Below are 13,949 nucleotides of genomic sequence, written 5' to 3' on the forward strand. Positions count from 1 at the left end.
TCATGGCAGTTGCCTCCGGTGCCTATAAAAAAGCCCTCGAGGGTGGCCAGCAACCCAAGCAGGTGCTGGTCAAAATCGACCGGGTCACAAAAAAGTTCGACGAAACGGTAGCCGTGGACGATGTGTCCCTGGAAATCCGCAAGGGTGAGATCTTCGCCCTGCTGGGTGGCTCCGGCTCCGGCAAGTCCACCTTGCTGCGTATGCTTGCCGGCTTCGAGCGTCCGACCGAAGGGCGGATCTTCCTCGATGGCGTCGACATCACCGACATGCCGCCCTACGAGCGGCCGATCAACATGATGTTCCAGTCCTACGCGCTGTTCCCGCACATGACCGTGGCGCAGAACATCGCCTTCGGCCTGCAGCAGGACAAGATGCCCAAGGCCGAGATCGACGCCCGCGTGGCCGAGATGCTCAAGCTGGTGCACATGACTCAGTACGCCAAGCGCAAGCCGCACCAGCTTTCCGGTGGCCAACGTCAGCGTGTGGCCCTGGCCCGCTCCTTGGCCAAACGCCCCAAGCTGCTGCTGCTGGACGAACCGATGGGCGCCCTGGACAAGAAACTGCGCTCGCAAATGCAACTGGAGCTGGTCGAAATCATCGAGCGGGTCGGCGTGACCTGCGTGATGGTGACCCACGACCAGGAAGAGGCCATGACCATGGCCCAACGCATCGCCATCATGCACCTGGGCTGGATCGCCCAGATCGGCAGCCCGGTGGATGTGTACGAGACCCCGACCAGCCGCCTGGTCTGCGAGTTCATCGGTAACGTCAACCTGTTCGAGGGTGAAGTGGTCGACGACGCCGAAGGCCATGCGCTGATCGCAAGCCCTGAGCTCGAACGCAATATCTACGTGGGCCACGGTGTCACCACCTCGGTCGAAGACAAGCACATCACTTATGCGCTGCGTCCGGAAAAACTCCTGGTGACCTCCGAGCAGCCGACCTGCCAGTACAACTGGTCGCGTGGCAAGGTCCATGACATCGCCTACCTGGGTGGTCATTCGGTGTTCTACGTGGAGCTGCCGAGCGGGAAAGTGGTCCAGTCCTTCGTCGCCAACGCCGAGCGCCAGGGCACCCGCCCGACCTGGGGCGATGAAGTGTACGTCTGGTGGGAAGACGATAGCGGCGTGGTATTGCGCTCATGAACATTCGCAAGCTCAAGCGAGCACTCAACAAAGTGACCCCGGAGGGCCGCCATCTGGTGATCGGCGTGCCGTTCATCTGGCTGTTCCTGTTCTTCATGCTGCCGTTCTTCATCGTCCTGAAGATCAGCTTCGCTGAAGCCGACGTGGCGATCCCGCCCTACACGGAGATCTACAGCTACGTCGAGGACAAGATCCAACTGGTGCTCAACCTGGCCAACTACGGCCTGTTGACCGAGGATGAACTGTACATCTCGGCCTATCTGGGCTCGCTGAAGATGGCCTTCTTCAGCACCCTTCTGTGCCTGCTGATCGGCTACCCGATGGCCTACGCCATCGCCAATGCCCGCAAGGAAACCCAGACGGTCCTGCTGCTGCTGATCATGATGCCGACCTGGACCGCGATCCTGATCCGCGTCTATGCCTGGATGGGCATCCTCAGCAATAACGGCCTGCTCAACAGCTTCCTGCTGTGGATCGGCTTGATCGACCAGCCGCTGCAGATCCTCAACACCAACCTGGCGGTGTACATCGGCGTGGTCTATTCGTACCTGCCGTTCATGATCCTTCCGTTGTACGCGAACCTGGTCAAGCACGACCCGAGCCTGCTCGAGGCCGCAAGCGACCTGGGTTCGAGCACCTTCAACAGCTTCTGGAAGATCACTGTGCCGCTGTCGAAGAACGGCATCATCGCCGGCTGCATGCTGGTGTTCATCCCGGTGGTGGGCGAGTTCGTGATTCCTGAACTGCTCGGCGGCCCGGAAACCCTGATGATCGGCAAGGTGCTGTGGCAGGAGTTCTTCAACAACCGTGACTGGCCGGTGGCATCCGCCCTGGCGGTGGTGATGCTGGCGATCCTGATCGTGCCCATCCTGCTGTTCAACCGCAGCCAGGCCAAAGAAATGGAGGGCAGAGCATGAAGCGCTTCGGTTTCTCCAAGCTGATGCTGGTGCTCGGCTTGCTGTTCATCTACCTGCCGATGCTGATCCTGGTGATCTACTCGTTCAACGCCTCCAAGCTTGTGACGGTCTGGGGCGGCTGGTCGGTGAAGTGGTACGTCGGCCTGCTGGACAACAGTCAGTTGATGGGCTCGGTGATGCGCTCGCTGGAGATCGCCTGCTACACGGCGATCGCCGCCGTGGCGTTGGGTACCCTGGCCGCCTTCGTGCTGACCCGGGTGACCCGTTTCAAGGGCCGTACCCTGTTCGGTGGCCTGGTAACAGCGCCTCTGGTGATGCCTGAGGTGATCACCGGTCTGTCGCTGCTGCTGCTGTTCGTGGCCATGGCGCAGATGATCGGCTGGCCGCAGGAGCGTGGCATCGTCACCATCTGGATCGCTCACACCACTTTCTGCGCAGCCTATGTGGCGGTGGTGGTGTCGGCGCGCCTGCGTGAGCTGGACCTGTCCATCGAAGAGGCTGCCATGGACCTGGGTGCCAAGCCGTGGAAGGTGTTCTTCCTGATCACCATCCCGATGATCGCGCCATCGCTGGCGGCGGGCGGCATGATGTCCTTCGCCCTGTCGCTGGATGACCTGGTACTGGCCAGTTTCGTGTCCGGTCCAGGTTCGACCACCTTGCCGATGGAAGTGTTCTCCGCTGTGCGCCTTGGCGTGAAGCCGGAAATCAACGCCGTGGCCAGCTTGATCCTGCTGTCGGTATCGCTGGTGACCTTCCTGGTGTGGTACTTCAGCCGCCAGGCCGAAGAGCGTCGTCGCAAGGCTATCCAGCAAGCCATCGAAGAGGGCGCTGCGGCGAATGTTTCGCAGCCGCAGGTCAAGCGTCCGGTTCAAGCTACCGCGTCGGTCTGATCCATCCGTGGGCCGCTTTGCGGCCCTTCGCAGGCTCCGCGAGCTCCTGCAGGTATCGCATGCGATACCTGCAGGAGCGCATCGGGGCCGCGCGAGGGCTGCGACGCATCCCCAGGCTCAATCCGGCCAGTTCCAGGCCGGTTCATCGAGCATCCCCTGCCCAGCCATCAACGTCTGCCCGAGATCTTTTTCCAGGCGGATCGAGTGACAGGCTTCGTCTTCTTCCAGCGCCGCCACCAAGCGCGGAGCATGGGAGACCACCCACACTTGGCAATGCTGCGCAGCGTGGCGGATCAAACGCGCCAAGGCCGGTAGCAGGTCCGGGTGCAAGCTGGTTTCCGGCTCGTTGAGCACCATCATGCTCGGCGGCCTGGGCGTCAGCAGGGCGGCCACCAGCAGCAGATAGCGCAGGGTGCCGTCGGACAGTTCCGCGGCGCTCAACGGGCGCAGCAGCCCGGCTTGGTGAAAACGCAGGCTGAACAAGCCCCCGGGCTGCGCATCGACTTTCAGATGAGCCCCAGGGAAAGCGTCGCCGATGGCCTGCTGCAAGGCGCCGAAGTCACCGATTTCATCGATGGTCTGCAAGGCAGCGGCCAGGTCGCGGCCATCGTGGTGCAGCACGGGGGTGCGGGTGCCCAGGCGTGGCTGGCGTGCCGGTGCCTCGGCGTCGGTGCGAAAGTGATCGTAGAAGCGCCAACTGCGGATGCGTTCGCGCAGGCGCAGGACTTCCGGCGAATCCTGCAGGCTGCCGACGTGGTCGAACAGGCTGTCGAATTCGGTCATGTGCTGGTTGCGCACCTGCCACTGGCGCGTCTGGCGTGCCTTGACCATGGCCGCGCTACGCTCAACCAGCAGACTGGCAGGGCGGCACACCGGGCCAGCCCAGATCGCCTCGTGCTTGATCTGCGGGTCGAGGGCGAACTTCGACCGGCTCGGCTCGGGCAATCCGAGGCTGATGGCGTAACCGAAATCGTCGTCGGCAAACCCCAGGCGCAGACGTTTGACATGTTGACGCGGCCCACCCTGCACGGGCACGTCGCCCTGGCGCATGCGCCGGCTGATCGTCTCGGGGCCGGCCCAGAACGTCGACTCCAGACCGCCCTCGGCGGCCAGGGCGTTGACCACCCCGCCACGGGCCGTCTCGGCCAGCAGGCGCAGGGCTTTGTAGAGGTTGGACTTGCCGCTGCCATTGGCGCCGGTGATCACGTTCAACCGGCCCAGGGGGATGACCAGCTGGTTGATCGAGCGGTAGTTGGCAATGGCCAGGGTGTTGAGCATGGGCCTTTTCCTTGTCCTGTGAAGCGGCAGTATCCCCGATTCTGCGTGCAGAAGTTTTGATGGATCTGAGTCAGTGCCAGTTGTCCGTGCCTGATCTACGCTTTCACTCGCGTCCCTCAATCCAATTGGCACAAGCAAGGAGCCTGCATGACGTTAGCGCGTCCGCTGATGGTCGTTTGCCTGGGGCTGCTGTCCATGCTGTCGGGCTGTAGCAAGGAAGAGTCGAAAGCTGAACTCCCCAGGGTGGGTGTAATCCAGGTCAAACCTACCGATTTTGCCGCCAGGGTGACCCTGACCGGCGATGTCCAGGCGCGGGTGCAGACCGACCTGTCGTTCAGGGTCGGCGGCAAGATCATTTCCCGTAGCGTGGATGTAGGCGATCACGTCAAAGCCAACCAGGTGTTGGCGCGCCTGGACCCCAAGGATCTGCAGAACAACGTCGATTCGGCCAAGGCCGAAGTATTCGCCGCCCAGGCGCGTGTCACCCAGACCAGCGCGGCCTTCGTGCGTCAGCAAAAGCTACTGCCCAAGGGCTACACCAGCCAGAGCGAGTACGACTCCGCCCAGGCGTCGCTGCGCAGTGACCAGAGTGCGCTCAAGGCTGCCCAGGCGCAGTTGGCCGATGCCCAGGAGCAGTTGAGTTATACCGCGCTGGTATCAGAGGCCGACGGGGTCATCACCGAGCGTCAGGCCGAAGTCGGCCAGGTGGTGCAGGCGACCATGCCGATCTTCAGCCTCGCCCGCGACGGCGACCGCGATGCGGTGTTCAACGTGTATGAGTCCCTGCTGGTGGCGCCGCCGAGCGATGCAGGCGTCATTGTCAGTCTGCTGGACGATCCCAAGATCCAGGCGCAAGGGTTTGTCCGGGAAATCACGCCGACCGTCTCCGCGCAGAGTGGCACGGTGCAGGTCAAGGTAGGGCTGCGCAACGTACCTCCCGGTATGCAGCTGGGCGCGCCGGTCACTGCCACCACCAATGCCCAGGGGCGGCCGAGTGTCGAGCTGCCCTGGTCGGCCTTGACCAAAGCGTTGCACGAGCCGGCGGTCTGGGTGGTGGGCGAGGGGGACAAGGTCGAATTGCGCAAGGTCGAGGTCACACGTTACCTGACCGGCAAGATCGTGGTCGCCAGCGGCCTGAAAAGTGGTGAAACCGTCGTGGTCAGTGGTGGGCAATTGCTGCACCCGAACATGCAGGTGCACAAGGTCGACGCCAAGGACGGGGGAGGGGCGCCATGAAGCGCGTGCTGCTTGTGTTGCCGGCCAGCCTACTGCTGGCCGCCTGTTCCAGCGAGGAGCAAGCACCCGAGCCGATCCGGCCGGTGCTGTCGATGACCGTCGAACCCCAGGTACAGTCGCAGCTGGGGCGCTTTGCGGGCAGTATCCAGGCCCGCTTCGAAAGCACGCTGGGGTTTCGTGTGTCCGGGCGTATCGCCCGGCGCTGGCTGGACGTCGGCGCCCAGGTAAAGCCCGGCGATACCTTGGCCACCCTCGATCCGACCGATCAGCAGAACCAACTGCGCGCTGCCGAAGGCGACCTGGCCAAGGTGCAAGCGCAGTGGATCAACGCCCAGGCCGACGCACGACGGCAACAGCAACTGTTTGATCGAGGCGTCGGCGCCCAGGCGCAATTGGACATCGCCCAGACCAACCTCAAGACCACAGGCGCTGCACTGGAACAAGCCCGTTCGGCAGTGAGTCAGGCCCGTGACCAGCTCGACTACAGCACCCTGCGCAGCGACCACGCCGCCGTCATCACCGCCTGGCAGGCCGAGGCCGGGCAGACGGTGACGGCCGGGCAGGCCGTGGTCACGCTGGCCCGTCCGGACGTCAAGGAAGCGGTGATCGATCTGCCTATCGGTCTGGCCGAGCAACTGAACAAAGGCCTGACGTTCACCGTCGCCTCGCAACTGGACCCCACCATCAACACCACCGCTACCTTGCGCGAGCTGGAGCCCCAGGCCGATGCCACGACGCGAACCCGTCGTGCGCGGCTGACCCTGGCCAGCACGCCGGCCGCCTTCCACCTGGGCACTGCCATCAGCGTGACGTTGAGCTCTGCGGTTTCGCCGCGCAGCCAGCTGCCGCTGAGCGCCTTGCTCGAACGCGACGGCAAGACCCAGGTGTGGGTGATCGACCCGAAACAGAAGACCGTGGCCATCCGTGACGTAGCCCTGATCGAGCGCACGCAGGACAGCATCGTCCTGACGTCCGGCGTTCAGCCAGGCGAGCGGGTGGTCACAGCCGGCGTGAACAGCCTCAAGCCGGGCCAGAAGGTCGCATTCGATGAGGACGCGCAATGAAAGGAAGCTTCAACCTGTCCGAGTGGGCGCTCAGGCACCAATCGTTCGTCTGGTACCTGATGTTCGTCGGGCTGCTGATGGGGATTTTTTCGTATTTCAACCTAGGACGTGAGGAAGACCCGTCCTTCACCATCAAGACCATGGTGATCCAGACCCGCTGGCCAGGGGCGACCCAGGACGAGACGCTGTATCAGGTCACCGACCGCATCGAAAAGAAGCTCGAGGAGCTCGACTCGCTCGATTACACCAAGAGCTATACCCGCCCTGGTGAATCCACTGTCTATGTCTACCTGCGCGACACCACCAAGGCCAAGGACATCCCGGAAATCTGGTACCAGGTGCGCAAGAAGATCCAGGATATCCGCGGCCAGTTCCCCTCGGGCATCCAGGGCCCTGCCTTCAACGACGAATTCGGCGATGTGTTCGGTTCGATCTATGCCTTTACAGCCGATGGCCTGACCTTGCGCCAGCTGCGCGACTACGTGGAAGTGGCGCGGGCCGAAGTGCGCGATGTGCCCAACATCGGCAAGATCGAGCTGATCGGCACCCAGGACGAAGTGCTCTACCTGAACTTCTCCACCCGCAAGCTGGCGGCCCTGGGCATCGACCAGCGCCAGGTGATGCAGGCTTTGCAATCGCAGAACGCGGTCACCCCGGCGGGCGTGATCGAAGCGGGCCCCGAGCGCATCTCAGTGCGTACGACCGGGCAATTCGCCTCGGAAAAGGACCTGCAGACCGTCAACCTGCGGATCAACGACCGCTTCTTCCGCCTCGCGGATATCGCCGATATCGAACGTGGCTATGTCGATCCACCTTCGCCAATGTTCCGTTACAACGGCCAGACGGCCATCGGCCTTGCGATCGGCATGAAGGCCGGTGGCAACATCCAAGTGTTTGGCGCCGCGCTGAAGAAGAAGATGGATAGCGTCGTCGCCGACCTGCCGGTGGGCGTGGGCGTGCACACCGTGTCCGACCAGGCCGTGGTGGTCAAGCAGGCGGTGGGCGGCTTCACCAGTGCGCTGTTCGAGGCGGTGGTGATCGTGCTGGGGGTGAGCTTCGTCAGCCTGGGCGTGCGCGCAGGTCTGGTGGTGGCGTGCTCGATCCCGTTGGTGCTGGCCATGGTGTTCGTGTTCATGGAGTACAGCGGCATCACCATGCAGCGGATCTCCCTCGGAGCGCTGATCATCGCCCTGGGCCTGCTGGTGGATGATGCGATGATCACGGTGGAGGTCATGGTCACGCGGCTGGAGATGGGCGAAAGCAAGGAGCAGGCGGCGACATTCGCCTACACCTCCACAGCCTTCCCCATGCTTACCGGCACGCTGGTGACCGTGGCCGGTTTCGTGCCGATCGGGCTCAACGCCAGCTCTGCGGGTGAATACACCTACACCTTGTTCGCCGTCATCGCGGTGGCGTTGCTGGTGTCGTGGGTGGTGGCGGTGTTCTTCGCGCCTGTGCTGGGCGTGCATATCCTGAGCAGCAGCAAGCTCAAGGCCCATGAGGCCGAGCCTGGCCGCGTGGGACGGGCGTTCGAGCACAGCCTGCTGTGGTGCATGCGTCATCGCTGGCTGACCATCATCGGCACGGTGTTGCTGTTTGTCCTGGCGCTGATCTGCGAGCGCTTCGTGCAGAACCAGTTCTTCCCTTCGTCCGACCGCCCCGAGATCCTGGTCGACCTGAACCTGCCCCAGAACGCGTCGATCGAGGAAACCCGCAAGGTCGTCGACCGGTTCGAGGCCAGGATCAAGGACGACCCGGACCTGGTGCGCTGGAGCACCTACATCGGCCAGGGGGCGATTCGCTTCTACCTACCGCTGGATGCGCAATTGCAGAACCCCTACTACGCGCAGCTGGTAATCGTCAGCAAGGGCTTCGAAGAGCGCCAGGGCATGATGAAGCGCCTGGAGAAGATCCTGCGCGAAGAGTTCGTGGGCATCGGTACCAACGTCCAGTCGCTGGAAATGGGCCCGCCGGTGGGACGTCCGATCCAGTACCGGGTCAGTGGCAAGGACATCGACCAGGTGCGCAAGCATGCGATCGAGCTTGCCACCCTGCTCGACGCCAACGAGCACATCGGCGAGATGATCTACGACTGGAACGAGCCCGGTAAGGTGCTGCGCGTGGAGATCGCCCAGGACAAGGCGCGCCAGTTGGGGCTGTCGTCCGAGGACGTGGCCAACGTGATGAACAGCATCGTCAGCGGCACGCCGATCACCCAGGTCAACGACAACATCTACCTGATCAACGTGGTCGCCCGTGCCGAAGACAGCGAGCGTGGCTCGCCCGATACTCTGCAGAACCTGCAGATCCTCACCCCCAACGGCACCTCGATCCCGCTGCTGGCCTTCGCCACCGTGCGCTACGAGCTGGAACAGCCCCTGGTATGGCGCCGCGACCGCAAGCCAACCATCACCATCAAGGCCTCGGTCAACGGCGACATCCAGCCCACCGACCTGGTGGCCCAGCTCAAGCCTGAAATCGACCAGTTCATCGACAAGCTGCCGGTCGGCTATGAAGTGGCCACCGGCGGTACGGTGGAAGAAAGCGCCAAAGCCCAAGGGCCGATCCGCAAGGTCATTCCGCTGATGCTGTTCCTCATGGCGACCTTCCTGATGATCCAGCTGCACAGCGTGCAGAAGCTGTTCCTGGTGGTCAGCGTGGCGCCACTGGGGCTGATCGGCGTGGTGCTGGCGCTGGTGCCCACCGGCACGCCCATGGGCTTCGTGGCCATTCTCGGTATCCTGGCCCTGGCCGGCATCATCATCCGCAACTCGGTGATCCTGGTGACTCAGATCGACGAATTCGAGGCGCAAGGGTTCTCGCCCTGGGATGCCGTCGTGGAGGCGACCAACCACCGCCGCCGACCGATCCTGCTGACCGCGGCGGCGGCGAGCCTTGGCATGATCCCGATCGCTCGGGAAGTGTTCTGGGGGCCGATGGCCTACGCGATGATCGGCGGCATCATCAGTGCAACGCTGCTGACGCTGTTGTTCCTGCCGGCGCTCTATGTGGCCTGGTACAAGATCCGCGAGCCGCAGACACAACGTTAGGGCACGCAACGGGTCTGTGGGAGCGGGTAGATCCGCTCCCACAGACCCGTTGGCACCTTCGAAATCGGCGCGGAATTTTAGTTATATAAAAATTCTTAAACAGTATTTTTCAGAATAAATACACGTCTCTAAGATTGCCCTCAAGCCAGGCGCAATCACCTTCCTCTGCCCGGCACTTCATACCCAAGGAGAACGAGCATGAGTGCATCTGTGCGTAGCATCGACGGTCAGGACGAAACCACCATTCTGCGTGAAATCCAGAGCGCGCTGCGCGATCTGCGCTTCGGTGCGGTGGAGATCACCGTGCACAACGCCCAGGTCGTGCAGATCGAGCGCAAGGAAAAATTCCGCCTCCAGCAGCCAGGCAACAAGTCCGGCTGATACCGCCCCCTCTAACAAACTAGAAAAATGCCAATCGGGAGCTTCACCATGTCCATCCGCCGTTATGCGCTTGCCGCTCTGGCCAGTGCCGTTTTTGCCGGTTCCGCGATCGCCAAGGACTACGAACTGCTGAACGTGTCCTACGACCCGACCCGCGAGCTGTACCAGCAGTACAACGCCGAGTTCATCAAGCACTGGCAGGCCGCTCATCCCGGCGACAAGGTGAAGATCCAGCAATCCCATGGCGGCTCGGGCAAGCAGGCCCGTGCGGTGATCGATGGCCTGCGCGCGGACGTGGTGACCCTGGCCCTGGCCGGCGACATCGATGAAGTGGCCAAGCTCGGCAAGAGCCTGCCGCAGGACTGGCAGAAACGCCTGCCTGAGGCCAGCACGCCCTACACGTCCACCATCGTGTTCCTGGTGCGCAAGGGTAACCCCAAGGGCATCAAGGACTGGGGCGACCTGATCAAGAAGGACGTCTCGGTCATCACCCCCAATCCCAAGACCTCCGGCGGCGCCCGCTGGAACTTCCTCGCCGCCTGGGCCTATGGCCTGAAGACCGGCGGCAGCGAAGACAAAGCCAAGGCGTACGTGCAAGAGCTGTTCAAGCACGTGCCGGTGCTCGATACCGGCGCCCGTGGCTCGACCATCACCTTCGTCAACAACGGCCAGGGCGATGTGCTGCTGGCGTGGGAGAACGAAGCGTTCCTGGCCCTGAAGGAAGACGGCGGCAGCGACAAGTTCGAAATCGTCGTGCCGTCCCTGTCGATCCTCGCCGAGCCACCGGTAGCGGTGGTCGACAAGAACGCCGAGAAGAAAGGCAACACCGAGATCGCCACCGAGTACCTCAAGCACCTGTACAGCCCGGCCGGCCAGAAGATTGCCGCCGAGAACTTCTACCGCCCGCGTGACGAAAAGGTCGCTGCCGAGTTCGGCAAGCAGTTCCCGAAACTGGAGCTGGTGACCATCGACAAGGACTTCGGTGGCTGGAAAACTGCACAGCCCAAGTTCTTTAACGATGGTGGTGTGTTCGATCAGATTTATCAGGCACAGTGATCGGCCATGAAAACTTGCGGGGCCGCGGTGAGGCCCCGAAAAGCAACACCCTTCAGTAGCCTGCACCAGCCCGGGATCACGCCCGGGCTTCGTGCGTTCAACCAGGGAACTTTATGTCACGTCGTATTTCCCCCGTCATACCCGGCTTCGGGCTGACACTGGGCTACACCTTGGTGTATCTCAGCCTGATTGTGCTCATACCGCTGGCCGCCATGTTCGTGCATGCCGCGCAGCTCACCTGGGAACAGTTCTGGAGTATCGTCAGCGCTCCGCGGGTTCTGGCCGCGCTCAAGCTGAGCTTCGGCACCGCCCTGTTCGCCGCCCTCATCAATGGTGTGATCGGCACCCTGCTGGCCTGGGTGCTGGTGCGCTACAGCTTTCCCGGTCGCAAGATCATCGATGCGATGATCGACCTGCCGTTCGCTTTGCCCACCGCTGTGGCGGGTATCGCCTTGACCGCCTTGTATGCGCCGGCCGGCTGGGTTGGGCAGTTCGCGACCGACCTGGGCTTCAAGATCGCCTACACCCCACTGGGCATTACCCTGGCGCTGACCTTCGTCACCCTGCCGTTCGTGGTGCGCACGGTGCAGCCGGTGCTGGCCGATATTCCGCGTGAAGTCGAAGAGGCCGCTGCCTGCCTGGGTGCCAAGCCGCTGCAGGTGTTCCGCCACGTGTTGGCCCCGGCGTTGCTGCCGGCCTGGCTGACCGGCTTCGCCCTGGCGTTCGCCCGGGGCGTAGGCGAGTATGGTTCGGTGATCTTCATCGCCGGCAACATGCCGATGAAGACCGAGATCTTGCCGTTGCTGATCATGGTCAAGCTCGACCAGTACGATTACACCGGTGCCACCGCCATTGGCGTGCTGATGCTGGTGGTTTCCTTCATCCTGCTGCTGCTGATCAACCTGTTGCAGCGGCGCATCGAAACCCCTTGAAGGAGGCCCGGTAATGTCTTCGTCATCCCTTGGCGCAGCGGCCGCCGCCAACGCCGCCCGCCGTGGCAGTGCCACCTCAAGGCGTGTGCTGATTGCCCTGGCCTGGCTGGTGTTCGCGCTGTTCTTGCTGCTGCCGCTGTTCATCGTCGTGTCCCAGGCCCTGAAGAATGGCTTTGGCACGTTCTTCGAAGCCATCTTCGAGCCCGACGCCCTGTCGGCGCTGAAGCTCACCCTGTTCGCGGTGATCATCTCGGTGCCGTTGAACCTGGTGTTCGGCGTCAGCGCCGCCTGGTGCGTGAGCAAGTACACCTTCCGCGGCAAGAGCCTGCTGGTGACCCTGATCGACCTGCCGTTCTCGGTTTCGCCGGTGATCGCCGGTCTGGTCTATGTGCTGATGTTCGGTGCCCAGGGGCTGTTCGGCCCCTGGCTGCAGGACCACGACATCCAGATCGTGTTCGCCCTGCCGGGCATCGTGCTGGCGACCATCTTCGTGACTGTGCCTTTCGTGGCCCGAGAGCTGATCCCGCTGATGCAGGAACAGGGCACGCAGGAGGAGGAGGCCGCGCGCCTGCTCGGCGCCAACGGCTGGCAGATGTTCTGGCACGTGACGCTGCCGAACATCAAATGGGGCCTGATCTACGGCGTGGTGCTGTGCACCGCGCGGGCCATGGGTGAGTTCGGCGCCGTGTCGGTGGTGTCCGGGCATATCCGTGGCGTCACCAACACCTTGCCGCTGCACGTGGAGATCCTCTACAACGAGTACAACCATGTCGCGGCCTTCAGCGTGGCCAGCCTGCTGCTGATCCTGGCGCTCTTCATCCTGCTGCTCAAGCAGTGGAGCGAGAACCGTATTAACCGCCTGCGCCACAGCGCCGCGGAGGAATGATTCATGTCGATCGAAGTTCGTAACGTCAGCAAGCGCTTCAACGCCTTCCAGGCCCTGGACAACATCAACCTGGATATCAACAGCGGCGAGCTGGTGGCCCTGCTGGGCCCGTCCGGCTGCGGCAAGACCACCCTGCTGCGCATCATCGCCGGCCTGGAAACGCCCGACCAGGGCAATATCGTGTTCCATGGCGAGGACGTGTCCGGCCATGACGTGCGTGATCGCAACGTCGGTTTCGTGTTCCAGCACTACGCTTTGTTCCGCCACATGAGCGTGTTCGACAACGTCGCTTTTGGCCTGCGCATGAAGCCCAAGGGTGAACGCCCGAGCGAGAGCAAGATCGCCGAGAAAGTGCACGAGCTGCTGAACATGGTGCAACTGGACTGGTTGTCCGACCGCTACCCTGAGCAGCTGTCCGGCGGTCAGCGCCAGCGTATCGCCCTGGCCCGTGCCCTGGCGGTGGAGCCCAAGGTGCTGCTGCTCGATGAGCCCTTCGGTGCGCTGGACGCCAAGGTACGCAAGGAGCTGCGCCGTTGGTTGGCGCGCCTGCACGAGGACATCAACCTGACCTCGGTATTCGTCACCCACGACCAGGAAGAAGCCATGGAAGTGGCAGACCGCATCGTGGTGATGAACAAGGGTGTGATCGAGCAGATCGGTTCGCCGGGCGAGGTGTATGAACACCCTGCCAACGACTTCGTCTATCACTTCCTGGGCGACTCCAACCGCCTGAGTCTGAGCGAGGGCCAGCATGTGCTGTTCCGTCCGCACGAAGTGTCGCTGTCGCGCCATGAGACCGAAGGCCACCAGGCCGCCGAAGTGCGCGACATCCGCCCATTGGGGGCGACCACGCGTGTCACCTTGAAGGTGCCAGGACAGAGCGAGTTGATCGAGGCGGAAGTGGTCAAGGACCACGACAGCCTGTCGGGGCTGGCGCGGGGGGAGACGTTGTTCTTCCGGCCGAAGGTCTGGCAGAAGGTAACGGACATCTGATCCATCGTGCACACCGATAACCCGGGCATCGTCCCGGGTTTTTTTGGACTGCAGGAATCTGTGGGAGCGGGTTTTGCCCGCGGATGCGTGGTGAAGAGGCGGGCGTAGTCGCGGGCGAACC

General features: G+C 62.9%; 12 protein-coding genes. 11 read left to right on the plus strand and 1 reads right to left on the minus strand.

The genetic code is table 11. The annotated features are described in order from the left end of the window. Positions 1 to 2: 2 nt before the first annotated feature. Genes potA through J5X93_RS01270 form a run of 3 tightly spaced genes read left to right on the plus strand, consistent with a single transcriptional unit; the run spans position 3 to position 2,952 of the window. Positions 3 to 1,145: a polyamine ABC transporter ATP-binding protein gene (potA, locus tag J5X93_RS01260; RefSeq protein ID WP_043211532.1), complete on the plus strand. Its 1,143-nt coding sequence runs from the start codon at positions 3 to 5 to the stop codon at positions 1,143 to 1,145. Next, on the plus strand, positions 1,142 to 2,062 hold the full coding sequence (locus J5X93_RS01265) for an ABC transporter permease subunit (protein ID WP_043211531.1): 921 nt from the start codon (positions 1,142 to 1,144) through the stop codon (positions 2,060 to 2,062). Before potA ends, J5X93_RS01265 begins: the two co-directional genes overlap by 4 nt. Beyond that, a complete protein-coding gene (locus tag J5X93_RS01270; RefSeq protein WP_043211529.1) occupies positions 2,059 to 2,952 on the plus strand; it encodes an ABC transporter permease subunit in 894 nt (297 codons plus the stop codon). The genes J5X93_RS01265 and J5X93_RS01270 overlap by 4 nt, the downstream gene beginning before the upstream one ends. 117 nt (positions 2,953 to 3,069) lie before the next feature. Here J5X93_RS01270 and J5X93_RS01275 read toward each other — a convergent pair whose 3' ends face one another. Further along, positions 3,070 to 4,230, minus strand: a complete 1,161-nt coding sequence (locus tag J5X93_RS01275) for an AAA family ATPase (protein WP_102081403.1) — start codon at positions 4,228 to 4,230, stop codon at positions 3,070 to 3,072. Positions 4,231 to 4,377: 147 nt separating this feature from the next. Between J5X93_RS01275 and J5X93_RS01280 the strand changes: the two genes are divergently transcribed. The 8 genes from J5X93_RS01280 to J5X93_RS01315 all read left to right on the plus strand — a co-directional run bounded on the left by J5X93_RS01280 (position 4,378) and on the right by J5X93_RS01315 (position 13,828). Then, on the plus strand, positions 4,378 to 5,466 hold the full coding sequence (locus J5X93_RS01280; RefSeq protein ID WP_043211527.1) for an efflux RND transporter periplasmic adaptor subunit: 1,089 nt from the start codon (positions 4,378 to 4,380) through the stop codon (positions 5,464 to 5,466). Continuing rightward, complete coding sequence (locus J5X93_RS01285) at positions 5,463 to 6,530, plus strand: efflux RND transporter periplasmic adaptor subunit (RefSeq protein ID WP_043211525.1); 1,068 nt, start codon at positions 5,463 to 5,465, stop codon at positions 6,528 to 6,530. The genes J5X93_RS01280 and J5X93_RS01285 overlap by 4 nt, the downstream gene beginning before the upstream one ends. Beyond that, positions 6,527 to 9,580 (plus strand): efflux RND transporter permease subunit, encoded by a 3,054-nt coding sequence (locus J5X93_RS01290; RefSeq protein ID WP_043211523.1) that lies wholly within the window; start codon positions 6,527 to 6,529, stop codon positions 9,578 to 9,580. The genes J5X93_RS01285 and J5X93_RS01290 overlap by 4 nt, the downstream gene beginning before the upstream one ends. A gap of 198 nt (positions 9,581 to 9,778) precedes the next feature. After that, positions 9,779 to 9,961 carry a sulfur starvation response protein OscA gene (oscA, locus tag J5X93_RS01295; RefSeq protein ID WP_043211521.1) on the plus strand — a complete coding sequence of 61 codons (183 nt, stop codon included), beginning with the start codon at positions 9,779 to 9,781 and terminating at the stop codon, positions 9,959 to 9,961. Positions 9,962 to 10,009: 48 nt separating this feature from the next. Next, the gene (locus J5X93_RS01300) at positions 10,010 to 11,017 is read left to right on the plus strand and encodes a sulfate ABC transporter substrate-binding protein (protein WP_043211519.1); all 1,008 of its coding nucleotides are present in this window, start codon (positions 10,010 to 10,012) and stop codon (positions 11,015 to 11,017) included. 113 nt (positions 11,018 to 11,130) lie between these two features. After that, entirely contained in the window at positions 11,131 to 11,949 is an 819-nt protein-coding gene (cysT, locus tag J5X93_RS01305) for a sulfate ABC transporter permease subunit CysT (protein WP_043211517.1), read from the plus strand. A gap of 13 nt (positions 11,950 to 11,962) precedes the next feature. After that, positions 11,963 to 12,835: a sulfate ABC transporter permease subunit CysW gene (gene cysW, locus J5X93_RS01310; RefSeq protein WP_043211515.1), complete on the plus strand. Its 873-nt coding sequence runs from the start codon at positions 11,963 to 11,965 to the stop codon at positions 12,833 to 12,835. A gap of 3 nt (positions 12,836 to 12,838) precedes the next feature. After that, on the plus strand, positions 12,839 to 13,828 hold the full coding sequence (locus J5X93_RS01315) for a sulfate/molybdate ABC transporter ATP-binding protein (protein ID WP_070571769.1): 990 nt from the start codon (positions 12,839 to 12,841) through the stop codon (positions 13,826 to 13,828). Positions 13,829 to 13,949 lie beyond the last annotated feature (121 nt).

The organism is Pseudomonas sp. BYT-1 (assembly GCF_023611805.1).
Taxonomy (GTDB): domain Bacteria; phylum Pseudomonadota; class Gammaproteobacteria; order Pseudomonadales; family Pseudomonadaceae; genus Aquipseudomonas; species Aquipseudomonas guariconensis.

Bases quoted from the DNA above. Each gene is read 5' to 3' on its own strand.
- J5X93_RS01315 (WP_070571769.1), top strand. From the start codon at position 12,839: ATGTCGATCGAAGTTCGTAACGTCAGCAAGCGCTTCAACGCCTTCCAG.
- potA (WP_043211532.1), top strand. From the start codon at position 3: ATGGCAGTTGCCTCCGGTGCCTATAAAAAAGCCCTCGAGGGTGGCCAG.
- J5X93_RS01265 (WP_043211531.1), top strand. From the start codon at position 1,142: ATGAACATTCGCAAGCTCAAGCGAGCACTCAACAAAGTGACCCCGGAG.
- J5X93_RS01275 (WP_102081403.1), bottom strand. From the start codon at position 4,230: ATGCTCAACACCCTGGCCATTGCCAACTACCGCTCGATCAACCAGCTG.
- oscA (WP_043211521.1), top strand. From the start codon at position 9,779: ATGAGTGCATCTGTGCGTAGCATCGACGGTCAGGACGAAACCACCATT.
- cysT (WP_043211517.1), top strand. From the start codon at position 11,131: ATGTCACGTCGTATTTCCCCCGTCATACCCGGCTTCGGGCTGACACTG.
- J5X93_RS01270 (WP_043211529.1), top strand. From the start codon at position 2,059: ATGAAGCGCTTCGGTTTCTCCAAGCTGATGCTGGTGCTCGGCTTGCTG.
- J5X93_RS01300 (WP_043211519.1), top strand. From the start codon at position 10,010: ATGTCCATCCGCCGTTATGCGCTTGCCGCTCTGGCCAGTGCCGTTTTT.
- J5X93_RS01280 (WP_043211527.1), top strand. From the start codon at position 4,378: ATGACGTTAGCGCGTCCGCTGATGGTCGTTTGCCTGGGGCTGCTGTCC.
- J5X93_RS01290 (WP_043211523.1), top strand. From the start codon at position 6,527: ATGAAAGGAAGCTTCAACCTGTCCGAGTGGGCGCTCAGGCACCAATCG.
- cysW (WP_043211515.1), top strand. From the start codon at position 11,963: ATGTCTTCGTCATCCCTTGGCGCAGCGGCCGCCGCCAACGCCGCCCGC.
- J5X93_RS01285 (WP_043211525.1), top strand. From the start codon at position 5,463: ATGAAGCGCGTGCTGCTTGTGTTGCCGGCCAGCCTACTGCTGGCCGCC.